Source organism: Paenibacillus sp. HWE-109 (genome assembly GCF_022163125.1).
Classification (GTDB): domain Bacteria; phylum Bacillota; class Bacilli; order Paenibacillales; family NBRC-103111; genus Paenibacillus_E.
The window spans coordinates 5,632,018-5,645,510 of record NZ_CP091881.1 but is presented as its reverse complement, the minus strand read 5'-3'; the positions used below and the strand labels follow the sequence as shown (position 1 = coordinate 5,645,510).

At 47.8% G+C, this 13,493-nt stretch carries 12 protein-coding genes; 10 read left to right on the top strand and 2 right to left on the bottom strand.

Going from position 1 to position 13,493, the window contains the following annotated elements; genetic code table 11:
• Positions 1-4 precede the first annotated feature (4 nt).
• The 4 genes from pheT to LOZ80_RS24015 all read left to right on the top strand — a co-directional run bounded on the left by pheT (position 5) and on the right by LOZ80_RS24015 (position 5,135).
• Complete coding sequence (pheT, locus tag LOZ80_RS24030) at positions 5-2,443, top strand: phenylalanine--tRNA ligase subunit beta (protein WP_238167057.1); 2,439 nt, start codon at positions 5-7, stop codon at positions 2,441-2,443.
• 92 nt (positions 2,444-2,535) lie between these two features.
• Positions 2,536-4,059 carry a hypothetical protein gene (locus tag LOZ80_RS24025; RefSeq protein WP_238167056.1) on the top strand — a complete coding sequence of 508 codons (1,524 nt, stop codon included), beginning with the start codon at positions 2,536-2,538 and terminating at the stop codon, positions 4,057-4,059.
• Between the two features lie 6 nt (positions 4,060-4,065).
• Complete coding sequence (locus LOZ80_RS24020; protein WP_238167055.1) at positions 4,066-4,620, top strand: CvpA family protein; 555 nt, start codon at positions 4,066-4,068, stop codon at positions 4,618-4,620.
• A gap of 152 nt (positions 4,621-4,772) precedes the next feature.
• Positions 4,773-5,135, top strand: coding sequence for a response regulator (locus tag LOZ80_RS24015; protein ID WP_283214694.1), 363 nt, complete (start codon positions 4,773-4,775; stop codon positions 5,133-5,135).
• Positions 5,136-5,216: 81 nt separating this feature from the next.
• On the opposite strand, the gene LOZ80_RS24010 is transcribed toward LOZ80_RS24015, so the two are convergent.
• Complete coding sequence (locus LOZ80_RS24010) at positions 5,217-5,606, bottom strand: cupredoxin domain-containing protein (RefSeq protein WP_238167054.1); 390 nt, start codon at positions 5,604-5,606, stop codon at positions 5,217-5,219.
• A gap of 181 nt (positions 5,607-5,787) precedes the next feature.
• A complete protein-coding gene (locus LOZ80_RS24005; protein WP_189012683.1) occupies positions 5,788-6,156 on the bottom strand; it encodes a phage holin family protein in 369 nt (122 codons plus the stop codon).
• Positions 6,157-6,396: 240 nt separating this feature from the next.
• On the opposite strand from LOZ80_RS24005, the gene LOZ80_RS24000 reads away from it, so the two are divergent.
• The 6 genes from LOZ80_RS24000 to cysK all read left to right on the top strand — a co-directional run bounded on the left by LOZ80_RS24000 (position 6,397) and on the right by cysK (position 13,177).
• Positions 6,397-8,760 carry an endonuclease MutS2 gene (locus LOZ80_RS24000; RefSeq protein ID WP_238167053.1) on the top strand — a complete coding sequence of 788 codons (2,364 nt, stop codon included), beginning with the start codon at positions 6,397-6,399 and terminating at the stop codon, positions 8,758-8,760.
• Between the two features lie 143 nt (positions 8,761-8,903).
• On the top strand, positions 8,904-9,584 hold the full coding sequence (locus tag LOZ80_RS23995; protein ID WP_189012681.1) for a PspA/IM30 family protein: 681 nt from the start codon (positions 8,904-8,906) through the stop codon (positions 9,582-9,584).
• 117 nt (positions 9,585-9,701) lie between these two features.
• Positions 9,702-10,121 carry a DUF350 domain-containing protein gene (locus tag LOZ80_RS23990; RefSeq protein WP_189012680.1) on the top strand — a complete coding sequence of 140 codons (420 nt, stop codon included), beginning with the start codon at positions 9,702-9,704 and terminating at the stop codon, positions 10,119-10,121.
• A 136-nt stretch (positions 10,122-10,257) separates the two neighbouring features.
• Entirely contained in the window at positions 10,258-10,758 is a 501-nt protein-coding gene (locus LOZ80_RS23985; RefSeq protein WP_238167052.1) for a hypothetical protein, read from the top strand.
• A 113-nt stretch (positions 10,759-10,871) separates the two neighbouring features.
• Positions 10,872-12,182, top strand: a complete 1,311-nt coding sequence (locus LOZ80_RS23980) for an MFS transporter (RefSeq protein WP_238167051.1) — start codon at positions 10,872-10,874, stop codon at positions 12,180-12,182.
• Positions 12,183-12,250: 68 nt separating this feature from the next.
• Positions 12,251-13,177 carry a cysteine synthase A gene (gene cysK, locus LOZ80_RS23975; RefSeq protein WP_238167050.1) on the top strand — a complete coding sequence of 309 codons (927 nt, stop codon included), beginning with the start codon at positions 12,251-12,253 and terminating at the stop codon, positions 13,175-13,177.
• Positions 13,178-13,493: the final 316 nt, after the last annotated feature.

The following is a 13,493-nucleotide window of genomic DNA, read 5'->3' as shown; positions in this document are numbered from 1 at the left end:
AAGCATGAAAGTTTCTTATCAATGGTTATCGGAATATGTCGATGTATCAGGGTTCACAGCTGAGGAATTAGCAGAAAAACTAACCCGAAGCGGTATTGAAGTGGATATCGTGGAAGATCGGAACAAAGGGGTAACGAACGTCGTAGTCGGTTATGTCAAAACGCGTGAAAAGCATCCGGATGCCGATAAATTGAGCGTTTGTACGATTGATGCGGGACAAGGTGAAGACTTGCAAATCGTTTGCGGCGCTAAGAATGTGGACGCGGGTCAAAAGGTGCCTGTCGCGATGATCGGTGCTGTGCTGCCCGGCGGCTTGCAAATCAAACGCGCTAAATTGCGCGGCGTTGAATCCCAGGGTATGATTTGCTCGGCCAAGGAACTTGGACTCAATGACAAGCTTCTGCCCAAAGAAATTCAGGAGGGCATTCTAGTTCTCCCGGAAGATACAGTGATCGGCAGCTCGGTGCTTGATGTCCTGAGCATTAATGATAAAGTGCTGGAGCTTGATTTGACGCCTAACCGCTCCGACTGTTTAAGCATGCTTGGAGCTGCTTATGAAATCGCAGCAATTCTGGGCCGCAGCGTGAAGCTTCCTGATGCGGAAACAGCAGGGTCAAGCGCTGTGAAAGCAGCAGATCGCATCAGCGTGAAAATTACAGCAACGGAGCAGTGCACACACTACGCAGCTCGTTTAATTGAAGGCGTACGCGTCGGCACGTCGCCGCTATGGATTCAGAACCGACTGATGGCAGCGGGAATTCGCCCCATCAACAACATCGTAGATATCACGAATTTCGTGATGCTGGAGTACGGTCAGCCTTTGCATGCTTTTGATGCGGAGCAGTTGAACAATGGGCACATCGACGTACGCCTCGCTGCAGCCGGCGAGAAGCTCGTTACACTCGATGATGTGGAACGTACACTTGAGCCGCACATGCTGCTCGTAACGGATGGTACGAAGCCTGTAGCAATCGCTGGTGTCATGGGCGGAGCTAACTCCGAAGTGACCGAAGGCACGACGCGGATTCTGCTCGAATCCGCCAAGTTCGCAGGCAGCTCTGTGCGCCGCACGTCGCGCCAGCTGGGCCTTCGCTCTGAAGCGAGTCTTCGCTTCGAGAAAGAAGTCAACCCGGAAGCGGTGCTTCCGGCATTGAACCGGGCCGCTGCGCTGATCGCTCAGTACGCAGCTGGCCAAGTCGCAGACGGCATCGTTGAAGCCGTCTCAGGCTCCCACAAGCCGGTCAGCATCGAGCTTGCCGCTGACCGTGTGAATAAATATCTTGGCACTGAACTTTCGTTGGCCGAGATGGGTCAAATTATCGAGCGCCTGCACTTCACATTCGAGCAGGCGGGTGAAGGCAAGCTGCTCGTGCATGTGCCGAGCCGCCGCGGCGACATTACCCGGGATGTCGATTTGATCGAAGAAGTGGCGCGTCTCTTCGGCTACGACAACATCCCGACAACCTTGATGAGCGGTGTGACTACGCCAGGCTCCTTGTCCCAAGAGCAGTCGATTCGCCGCATTACGCGGAATCTGCTGACGCAAAGCGGACTGCATGAAGTCATTACGTACTCCTTCACACAGCCGGACCAAACTTCCCTGCCAGGTCTTTATCCGGCAGCCAAGCCAATCTCGCTGGCGATGCCAATGAGCGAGGAACGCAGCCAACTGCGCACGACCTTGCTTCCGCATTTGCTGGACGTCGTAAGCTATAACCGCAATCGCACGATGGACGATGTGGCGATCTTTGAAATTGGCAAAGTCTTCATCACCGACGAAGCCGCTCTGACAACCCTGCCGCAAGAGAAGCTGCTGTTGTCTATCGTGCTGACCGGCAAACGCCGTCAAGCGCACTGGGCACAGAAGTCCGAAGCTGTTGATTTCTATGATATCAAAGGTATTTTTGACCGTCTGATCAGCTATTTGGGCGTCAAAGGACTTACGTACCAATCGGCCTCACCGGAAGGATTCCACCCAGGACGTACAGCGGAACTTGTACTGAACACCGCTGAAGGCTCCAAGGTGATTGGTCGAATGGGGCAGCTGCATCCAACTGTGCAGCAGCAGCGCGATTTGGACGACACCTACGTGCTTGAGATTGAATTCTCTCCTATTCTGGAAGCAGCGAGCGACGCCATCGTCTACAAATTGCTGCCGCGCTATCCGTCCATCGGACGTGATCTGGCTGTGGTTGTCAAAGCGAACGTCCCCGTAGGACTTATGGAGCAATCCATTGCCGAAGTAGCTGGCGAGCTGCTGGAATCCATTCACGTATTTGACATCTACACGGGTGAACGTCTGGGCGCGGACCGCAAAAGTGTAGCGATCGCTCTGGTCTATCGACACGCAGAAAGAACGCTGCTAGATGAAGAAGTAACGGAGCTCCATGCCAAAGTGGTTCAAACCCTTGAACAGCAATATGAGGCGGAGTTGAGAAAATAGTGCAACTTTCATTTTAGTTGCAGGAAAACGGGCTGGCCTTATCGAAATTACACTCGATAGGGCCAGCCTTTCATCTAAGGGAGGATTTAAAAGTGACGACTGAAGATAAATCGAGAATCACCGTTGATATATATGGACACCAGTACAAATTAAAAGCAAGCAACAGCACCAATTACATGAAGCGTGTGGCTGAATATGTGAATGACCAAATGTTTCGGATCGCCAAAGGCTATCCGCGCTTGGATTCGCAGCGAATCGCCGTGCTAGCCGCGGTAAATATGGCGGATGAGTGTTTCCGCATGAATGAAGTCATGGAAGAACTAAGCAGCATGCAAAAAGAACAGGAAGCTGCCAAAGCAGCCTATGAAAAACTAAGCCTTGCCTATGACGAATTAAAGCAAGAACAAGAAAATCACCAAGCGATACTTAGCAATCAGCAAAATTTGGTTGAACAAACCAACCAAGAGCTGCAGCAAGCCAAGCAAGAAACAATCAAAAGCAAGCAGGAATCGGAGCAAATCAAACAGCTATTGCAGCAAAGCAAACAGCAGCAAGATCAGGCGAAGCAGCAGCAAGACCAGACCAAACAGCAGCTTGATCAAATCAAGCAGCAGCTCGAACAAGAAAAACGCCAACAAATCCAGGTTAAACAGCAGCTCGATCAAGAAAAACAACAGCATCAACAAATCAAACAACAGCTTGAGCAAGCCAAACAACAGAATCAGCAAGCGAAACAGCAAATAGATCAAGAGAAACTATTGCAAGCAGAAACGCAGCAGCTTCAAGCACAAATCAAACAATTGCTGGAGCAAGAAAAACAACAGCATCAACAAGCCAAGCAGCAGCTTGAACAAGCTAAGCAACAGCATCAACAAATGAAGCAGCAGCTTGATCAAGAGAAACAACAACAAAATGAGGCTTTACAGCTTCAAGAGCAATTAAAACAACAAGTTAGCCAAGAAAAGCAGCATTCGCAACAACTGAAACAGCAGCTCGAACAAGAGAAACAACAAAAATCCATACAGCTGCAAAAATTGAACGAACAGCATCGAGCCGAAAAGACGACTCTTTCGCAAATCCATCAAAAGGATAGAGAAGAGTTGATTCAACAATATCAGCAAGAAAAAGAAGCGCTTCTTCATCTGCATGAACAGGACAAAGAAACGATTAAGGCTAATCATCAAGAGGAGATTGCTGAGGCCAGCTCTTTGTATAAGGAGGAAATGGAAGGGAAGTTCCAACGTTCTGAACAGGAGAAAGTCGAGATTGTAGGCAAATATCAAGAACAGCAAAATATGATTATCAAGCAGCTGGAAGAGCAAAAAGCAACAATCATCCAGCACTACCAGAACCAGATTGCAACGATTCTCGAGCAGCAGAAACAGGAGCGGAGCATCCTTGAACAGCATTTCCAAGTTGAAAAGCAAAGATTGGAAGCGCAAGCTCAAAGTGAGAAAGAAGCGTTGATGAACCATCATGCCATCGATGAGGCACAGCAAAAAGAACTGCAGCAGGTCAAAGAAGAGTACCGAGAGCTGCGCGAGGAATATGCGAAACTGCAAAATGAATATAACGAATGGATCGAGCTTGTAGATACAGACAGCCCCAGCAGGTAAAGCAGCGTGACCATACATACTTTTGATTATGTGATGCTCGCGATAGTGGCTCTGGGTCTTCTACTAGGCTACTTTAGAGGCTTTATTGCGCAAATTGTTTCAATTGCAGGCTTTATTTTAGCTTATTTAGTCGCTTTTTACTTCTACAAAGACTTGGCGCCGCTGCTGCGGAATGCCATCTCACTGCCAACTTACGAAAATTATCAAAAGTACGAATTCATCGTAAAAGGTCTTAATCTCGATACGTATATCCTGAATGCGATAGCTTTCGCTTTATTGTTTTTTGGCGTGAAGTTTGCGTTGGTCTTTCTGGGCAGGGCACTTCATATCCTGGCCAAAACACCGGGGCTAAACTTCATTAATCGTTGGAGCGGCGCGCTTTTGGGATTGGCGGAAGCGCTCTTAATTATCATCATAGCTGTGAATGTCATGACGATTATCCCCTCGGACGGACTTCAAAAACTACTTGCCAATTCAACGATAGCTCCATATCTGATCAATGAACTGCCCAACTTAGCAGGCAAGCTTCAAGAGATGTGGAAACAAGGGATTCCTATATAGAAGCTGCTTTTCTAGAACGTATAGAAAAGGCAGCTTCTATTTGTTTTTGAGCACCAAGGTCGATACATGTTCAGAGATTGTCCAGAATCATTGTATATCATACAGCAAGCGGGGGATTGCAGCAGACAGCAGGATGATAGGAGGAAACAAGTTTGGCAAACATACTGGTTGTTGATGATGCGGCATTTTTAAGGATGATGCTCAAATTAATATTGATAGAGGCCGGACATGAGGTCGTTGCCGAAGCATCCAATGGACTCGAAGCCATGACCATATATAAACAAGTTAAGCCGGATTTGGTTACGATGGATATCACGATGCCAGAGATGGATGGCATTACGGCGGTTAGAGGCATTATCGACTATGACCCGACTGCGAGGATTGTTATGTGCTCTGCGGTTGCTCAGAAAAAGATGATTATGGAGTCTTTTGCTGCCGGAGCCAAGGATTTTCTGGTCAAGCCTTTTCACAAGGATCGAGTTACGGAGACGATAGCCAAAGTGATGAGTCGTTAAGTTTACCGGTTCCACGCACAAAAAAAAGGCTGATCTCAAGTGAAATTTACTCGAGATCAGCCCTTTGCGGTTTAAATTATCTTATTCGACAATCAAAGTTGTTTTCATATTCGCGTGACCCGATCCGCACATAATCGAGCAGTTGATCGGATAGGATCCTGCTTTGTCAGGTGTGAAGGTAACGGTTTTATTGCCATTATCCAAGTTGACTTTGAATTCTTTGATAGAAGCGCCGTGCACGCCTTGGGAATTATCCAGGGTAATCGTAACAGGCTCACCTTTTTTGACGCGATATTCAGTTTGGTCGAATTTGTAGTTTGTTGCTTTGAGCACTACTTGCTGTCCACCAGTTTGTGCTGCGCTAGGGGCAGGACTTGTTGTCGACCCAGCTGATTTGGTATCTTTGTTTCCACAGGCAGCTATGGCAATGACTAAGGCTATTCCCATTAAAAGAACGAGTAGTTTTTTCATATGTACTCCTCCGTAATCGATTTTAGGTTCTCCCTCATTGTACACGACCTGTTTTGAAAAAACAGTGACAAACTGGTGAAACCATCATCTCATGGAAAAGATCGGCCCGGCGAATGAATCCGCTGCAGACCGATCCTTTTTGGGCTTTGCCTCGGTTATCAGTTATGGAAACTGACAGGCTTTATCGACGATCTTCTCTGCCTGAAATCCCTTGTTCAAAGGGGGTTTTCACAGGGATGAACAAGTCGATGATCCCGATGACTAAAGCGGCTAAAATTGCACCTATTACACTCGTCGATACATTGCTCACGACAAATTGAGCGGCCCAAATGACAAGCGCACTCACTAGAAAACCTACGATTCCTCTGCCAAAAGGAGTGATTTGTTTGCCGAAAACCCCTTCAATAATCCAAGCGGCGACGGCGATAACAAGTGCTAGAAAAAATGCGCTCCAGAATCCGCCGACCTTAAATCCCGGCACTAGCCAACTGACAAACATTAAGACCAAAGCAGATACAATAAACCTTACGAGATGTCCAAGAAGATGCATTTGGTAGACCTCCTTCGTTCTGCTGAGAATTCTCATGACAGAAGAAATGTTTTTTGTTGAAATTTGCTTGGCGTGTTTGAAGCTATCTTTTCCTTGGCAGAAGGAATAGGTGCACAACTTAGTGTATCCCAAATAATATAAGATTATGGTAGGCAGCATCTTCCATATAATCATTGTCTCCGTAGCTAATCAGGTGCGGTTTGGTTTATACTATAGGGTAGAGAAAAGAGGTTGGGACTGTTGAATAAGAAAATTATCAAAACATTAGATTATGCGAAGATTTTACATAAACTGGCTCATCACGCAGCAACTTCACTAGGGAAAGATGCTGTGGAAAAGCTTGAACCCAAGGGTGATTTTGAACTGGTCAAGCTTAGGCTTCAAGCAACGGATGAGGCAGTTAATATTGAGCGTTTGAAAGGTAATGCGCCTTTTGGAGGAATTCGTGATATTCGATCCTCCTTGCATCGTGCCCGTATTGGCGGCATGTTGAATCCCTCTGAACTGCTTGATATTTCCACCACGCTATTTGGAAGTCGCAGGTTGAAGCGTTTTGTACTGGCCGTTCATGCTGATGAATATGCTGTGCCTATGCTCAAGGATCAGGTTGATTTACTTACTGAAAATAAACCGTTGGAAGATAAAATAAACAGCTGTATTGATGAGAATGCGGTCGTCGTAGACAGCGCAAGTCCTGAACTGGGCAGAGTGCGCAGTGAGCTTCGGACAGGCGAAAGCAGAGTGCGCGAACGCTTGGAGCAGATGCTGCGCAACTCATCTATCCAGAAAATGCTGCAGGATGTTCTGATCACGATTCGGAATGACCGATTCGTGATACCCGTTAAATCCGAATATCGTTCCAGCTTTGGCGGGACAATTCATGATCAGTCCGCTTCTGGCGCGACATTGTATATTGAACCCGATGCCATCGTGCAGTTGAATAACAAAATTCGTGAACTCAAGTTCAAAGAAGAAGTGGAAGTTGAGAAGATTCTAAGAGCGTTGACAGAGCTGGTTGCTGAGCAAGTGGATGTGCTTGTAGAGGATGTAGATCTTCTTGCGGAGCTTGATTTCACATTCGCCAAAGCCGGTTTGGCCAGAGAATTGAAAGCGACGATGCCGCGCTTAAATGACCGTGGTTTCATCAAAATTAAGCGAGGCCGCCATCCATTAATCGCGGCGGATGCCGTCGTGCCGCTTGATTTGGAGCTGGGAAATGATTATTCGCAAATTATTGTGACAGGCCCTAATACAGGGGGGAAAACCGTTTCCCTGAAGACCGTAGGTCTTCTAAGCTTAATGGCGATGTCAGGATTATTCGTTCCAGCCGAAGAAGGCAGTCAACTATGCGTGTTTGATGCTATCTACGCGGATATTGGCGACGAGCAGAGTATTGAACAAAACTTGAGTACTTTTTCCAGTCACATGACGAATATTATAAGTATTTTAAGGGATATGACGCCAAAGAGCTTAGTCTTGCTGGATGAGCTTGGCGCTGGTACGGATCCTGCGGAAGGGTCCGCTTTAGCGATTTCTATTCTGGACTACATCCATCAAATCGGCTGTCGAATTATTGCGACGACCCATTATTCAGAACTCAAAGCCTACGCGTACCAAAAGCAAGGAACCATTAATGCCAGTATGGAATTTGATGTACAAACACTAAGTCCAACCTATCGTTTGCTTGTCGGTGTGCCGGGGCGAAGCAATGCTTTTGCGATTGCCGAGCGTCTGGGCTTGTCACGCCGCATTATTGAACATGCGCGCACGCAGGTGGGCGAAGAAGATAAGCGCGTCGAGTCGATGATCGCATCGCTCGAAGAGAACCGCCTCATCGCCGAAGCCGAGCGCCTAAGCGCTGAGCAGTTGCGGCGCGAGGCTGAAGAGATGCGCCAGGCGCTGGAGGCGCAGCAGGTGAAGTTCGACGAGCAGCGCGACAAGCTGCTCGAGAAGGCCGAGCGCGACGCGCGTGAGGCTGTCGCCAAGGCGCGCCGCGAGGCGGACGAAGTCATCGCCGATCTGCGGCGCATGGCGCAGGAAGAAGCCGGCGGGGTCAAGGACCACCGGCTGGTCGAAGCGAAGCGCCGCCTCGACCAGGCGGCGCCGGAGCTGCGCGAGAAGCAGGTGCGCGCAGCGAAGAAGCGGCCTGAGCGCATCGAGGCCGGTGATGAAGTGCGCGTCGTGACCCTGGGTCAGAAGGGTCACGTCGTAGAGATTGTGAGCCCGACCGAAGCGACTGTCCAGCTAGGCATCATGAAGATGAAGGTGGCGCTGTCCAACCTCGAGAAGGTCGGAGGTCAGGCACAGAAGAAGCCGGTGCATCAAGCGGCAACGACGCTCAAGCGAACACGCGACGATAATGTCAAGATGGAGCTCGATATGCGAGGACTAAATGTGGAGGAAGCGCTAATCGAGGCTGATCGCTTTTTGGATGAATCCTTCTTAAGCAATTTTGGGCAAGTGTACCTGATTCATGGCAAAGGCACAGGCGTGCTGCGCACAGGCATGCAAGAGTATTTACGCCGCCACAAACATGTGAAAAGTTACCGAATGGGGAACTACAATGAGGGTGGCGCCGGAGTCACCGTGGTCGAATTGAAATAACGTTGAAAATTTTTTTCGTCTTTTTGAAACTCCTGGTTTGAGACTGCGTATGTAATGTGTGTAAGCACCGGTGATTAAATCTTAAAAAAACGTTATGCCAATTATACAATTTAATTTTCATCAAACTTAGGAGGAATTTACAAATGGGAATTTTCAAAAGACTGCGTGACATGACGATGGCTTCAATCAATGATATGCTGGACAAAGCGGAAGATCCGGTTAAAATGTTGAATCAGTTCTTGCGCGACATGGAAGAGGATATCTTGGAAGCTGAATCTGCGGTTGCTAAATCCATTGCGATTGAGAAGAAATTCAAGCTTCAATTCGAAGAATCCGAAGAAATGGTTACCAAACGCACAGAGCAAGCGATGAAAGCTCTTGAGTCCGGTAATGAAGACTTGGCTCGCCGCGCGTTGGAAGACAAGAAAGAGCATCAAGCTCGTTATGATGAGTTGAAACGTCAATACGATCTGGCCAAAACGAATGCCGATCAGCTTCGCGGTCAATTGACAGAGATGAAAGACGAGTTTAACAAAATGAAGAACAAGAAAGATTTGTTGATTGCCCGTGCTGAAACAGCCAAAGCGCAAAAACAAATCAATCAAGCGATGTCCGGCTTCGGTACCGACAATGCAGCTAAAGGGTTCGACCGCATGAGCGAGAAAGTGCTTCAGATGGAAGCTGAAGCGCAAGCAAGCGGTGAAATTCGCGCTAAAAACCGCAGCTTAGATGATGAGCTTGCTGGACTTGGCGCAGGCAGCAGCGGCATTGACGACGAATTGGCAGCGATGAAAGCAAAGCTTGCTGAAAAAAAACAATCCTAATGATATACTAGTAGTACCTGCGAGAGACTGAGCTAAACTCAGTCTCTTCTACCATATATAGGGATCTTTATAACAAAGATTAAAGTCTCTACTATTTGAGGGAAGGCAGGAGACGATATGAATGAAGAGGTGGATGTGTTGCTTAGTAACCCGTATTTATCGACGCTTGCATTCTTTGCAGTAGCCGTTGTCGCACTCGTCGTCTTTCTAACGATTTTTGAATTGCTGACCAAGTATGATGACTGGGCAGAAATCAAAAAAGGGAATTTATCTGTGGCGATGGCAACAGGCGGGAAAATTTTTGGGATTTGTAATTTATTCCGCTTTGCGATTCTCAACAATGATACGATGATGCATTCTCTCATCTGGGCAGGGTACGGTTTCTTGCTGTTGTTGGTTGCCTACTTCATTTTTGAATTTTTGACGCCTTATTTTAAAATTGATGAAGAAATCAAAAAGGATAATCGTGCTGTCGGTTTCTTGTCTCTGACCATTTCCGTTTCCCTTTCATACGTAGTTGGAGCTTGTGTAACCTAGTATCTACATACTCTTGGAGGCTTGAACAATGAAATACCTGTGGGGCACCTTGTTTGCCATTGCAATTGTATTTGTGGCGGCTGGGGTTTATTATTTAGTGAAATATGCATGAATGCATTAGGTGGAGGATTACGAAATGAGCGCGAATGAGGAAGTAGTTTGTCCATGGTGCCAAACCGAGATCGTTTGGGATCCAGAAATCGGACCAGAAGACGAATGTCCGCACTGTTTTAACGAATTGAACGATTATCGGAGCATTGATCTGAAAGTGAAGCAAACCGGTCAGCCGCTCCGTTTTGATGAGCAGGAATACGTGGATGCCGATGAAGATTTATCTTTGGCATGGGATGACTCTGACGAACCGCTTGACAAATATGGCGAGAAAGTTCAGCACATCACGGATGAGCAGGAAGAAGCACCGGAATGCTCAAGCTGTCATGAACTGCTGTTGCTTGCCGGCGATGAAGTGGTCAGCGAAGCTTCCTTTACTCCTGTTATTCCCAAAACGTTAGGAAGCGCCTTTTTGACAGGTCCTTTTACACTTAACGTTTATGTCTGCCCATCCTGCTTCAAAGTAGAAAAAATCTTATCGGATACCGATCGATTGCTGATGGTCTCCCGAATTAAATCGGAATAATGCGTAGAACCGAGTCCTGGTGGACTCGGTTTTTTCGTTGTAATGCCTCATATTTTCACTCCATTGGGGAAGCTTAACAAGAGCGTTTCAATGGTGGGAAGGATGGTAGGCGTATGCATAAGGATCAGAGCCAGACGAGAAGGAGACAAGCACGGGTAGCGGAAGGACGAACGGGCAATTATTTTGGTCATCAAGCAAGCGGTGGCGGGAATAAGGCTAAGGTCCATAAAGGGCGTTTGGATGCACAGTCCATTTTATTGCTCATCGTTCATACCTTGTTCGGAAGCGCGAACGCTTTATCAGGGACTTTCGTTGGCGTTTATTTGTGGAAAGCCAAAAATGATTTTGCACTTATTGGCTGGTTTACACTAGCCACACATCTGACGATGGCCATCACCTTCTGGCTGGCTGGCAAATGGGTCAAGGAACATAATAAGATGAACTGTTTGCGAGTTGGGGTTTCGGTTTCAGCGGTTTTCTATATGCTGGTTTTGTGGCTGGGACCAAGCAGTATACATTACTTTGTTTGGCTCGGCATGGTGCAGGGGATATCATCGGGTCTATTTTGGGTTGCTTTTAATGTGGTCTACTTTGAAGTAACAGACCCTGATAACCGCGACCGTTTTAATGGTTGGATCGGGCTTCTGGGCTCAGGCGCGGGGATTGTGGCTCCGTGGATTTCGGGCGTGTTGATTATTCGGCTCGGGGACGTCAGTGGCTACCGTTTGATTTTTTCCATTTCGTTAGGTGTATTTCTGCTTGGTGTGGTCATTAGTTTCTTTCTCAAAAAACGCAAGGTGCAGGGCACCTATGAATGGCTGTTTCCTTTGCGCTGTCTCCGCCAGTCGGAGACCCCTTGGAAGCGTGTGAGTCTGGCCCTCGTATTTCAAGGCGTTCGGGAAGGCGTTTTTGGCTTCATGATCGCGTTGCTCGTCTACATATCTACAGCCAGTGAAGCGAGTCTGGGCAATTTTGTACTGATTACATCAGCTGTTTCCTTAGTTAGCTTCTGGGCAGCAGGTCGATTCATCAAACCGCATTTTCGTAAAATAAGCATGCTCATCGGTGCTGTCATGGTCGTCGTGGTAATATTCCCTTTTTTCTGGAAAATGGGGTATAGCACGCTGCTCCTTTTTGGGTTGGGAGCTTCTCTCTTTTTCCCGATGTATTCGGTGCCAATGGTGTCAGCTGTCTTCGATCTGATTGGTTCTAATGAGGCAAGCGCGAAACAGCGGGAAGAGTACATCGTGCTGAGGGAATTATCCTTGAATGCAGGCCGTATGCTGGGCGTTTTACTCTTCATTGGCGTTATATCCTGGAGCAAAGCTCCGCTAGTAATCAATGTGCTGTTATTGGTTATCGGCAGCTCGCCGCTAGTGAGTTGGTATTTTATGAAAAGGCAGCTTTCGGTAATTAAGCCTTGACTTTTGTTTCAATTCCCGATAAAAATGTGGGTATAGTCGGTTATTATGGGGAAGAGGAGCGTGCAGACATGGCGCAGAACAGAATGGTAGGCAGCATCACAGAGCTCATCGGAGATACGCCGGCAGTGCGGATTAACCGATTGGTCGAGCCAGGTGACGCTGAACTCTATGTAAAGCTGGAATATTTCAATCCAAGCGGCAGTGTGAAGGATCGTGCTGCTTATAACTTAATTGAGCAGGCTGAGAAAAAAGGACTTCTTCGTCCTGGGGCTACGATCATTGAGCCGACAAGCGGCAACACCGGCATCGGACTTGCGATGAATGCAGCCGCCAAGGGCTATAAAGCGATATTGATCATGCCGGATAATATGAGCAAAGAACGTATTAATATCCTCAAAGCCTATGGCGCAGAGGTTGTACTTACACCAGCCGCGGAGCGGATGCCAGGGGCGATTGCCAAAGCGGAGGAACTGCGGCAGCAAATTGCGAACAGTTATATTCCTCAGCAATTTGAGAATGCAGCGAATCCGGACATCCATCGGACGACTACGGCTCCGGAAATTCTGCAGCAAATGGAAGGGCGACTGGACGCCTTCATTGCAACCTCGGGTACAGGAGGCACAATTACCGGTACAGGCGAGGTTCTTCGGGAGAAACTGCCAGATATTCAGATCTATGTTGTGGAGCCCAAAGGGTCTCCTGTGCTCTCAGGCGGGGAGCCTGGTCCGCACAAGCTTGTTGGGACAAGCCCGGGGTTCGTGCCGGCTATTTTGAACACAAGCGTGTATGATCACATCGTCCAAGTTGCCGATGAGGACGCCATCCGCACGATGCGGGATCTAGCAAGCCAAGAGGGTATACTCGTCGGGCCATCCGCAGGAGCTTCGGTCTGGACGGGTTTGCAGGTTGCTCGTAAGCTAGGCGCTGGCAAACGGGTGTTGTGTATTGCGCCGGATACAGGCGAGAGATATTTAAGCATGGATATTTTTGATTAATCATGAGGGCAAGCGGACGTGAGGGCATGAGAGCATGAAGACGTGCGGGCATGAGGACATGAGGACGTGAGGACGTGAGGACGTGAGGACCGCGTGGCCTTTGTGTACGCATTGTGGATGTTCGCGAAACGCCCAAAAGGGGCTGTCCCAAAATGAGTTTTATTTCGAGGCAGCCTATTGCGTTCAATGTTGAACTGCATGGAAAAGCTACCGTTAATTTAGGTTTTTACGCATAAAAATCTAGTTTTCATGGAAAATCTCCCGTTATTTCTGATGCTTTTCCACCAAATAGCGATTTTTCCCTAAATTAGCTGGA

Bases quoted from the DNA above. Each gene is read 5' to 3' on its own strand.
- LOZ80_RS23985 (WP_238167052.1), top strand. From the start codon at position 10,258: ATGAGCGCGAATGAGGAAGTAGTTTGTCCATGGTGCCAAACCGAGATC.
- cysK (WP_238167050.1), top strand. From the start codon at position 12,251: ATGGCGCAGAACAGAATGGTAGGCAGCATCACAGAGCTCATCGGAGAT.
- LOZ80_RS24005 (WP_189012683.1), bottom strand. From the start codon at position 6,156: ATGCATCTTCTTGGACATCTCGTAAGGTTTATTGTATCTGCTTTGGTC.
- pheT (WP_238167057.1), top strand. From the start codon at position 5: ATGAAAGTTTCTTATCAATGGTTATCGGAATATGTCGATGTATCAGGG.
- LOZ80_RS23990 (WP_189012680.1), top strand. From the start codon at position 9,702: ATGAATGAAGAGGTGGATGTGTTGCTTAGTAACCCGTATTTATCGACG.
- LOZ80_RS23995 (WP_189012681.1), top strand. From the start codon at position 8,904: ATGGGAATTTTCAAAAGACTGCGTGACATGACGATGGCTTCAATCAAT.
- LOZ80_RS23980 (WP_238167051.1), top strand. From the start codon at position 10,872: ATGCATAAGGATCAGAGCCAGACGAGAAGGAGACAAGCACGGGTAGCG.
- LOZ80_RS24010 (WP_238167054.1), bottom strand. From the start codon at position 5,606: ATGAAAAAACTACTCGTTCTTTTAATGGGAATAGCCTTAGTCATTGCC.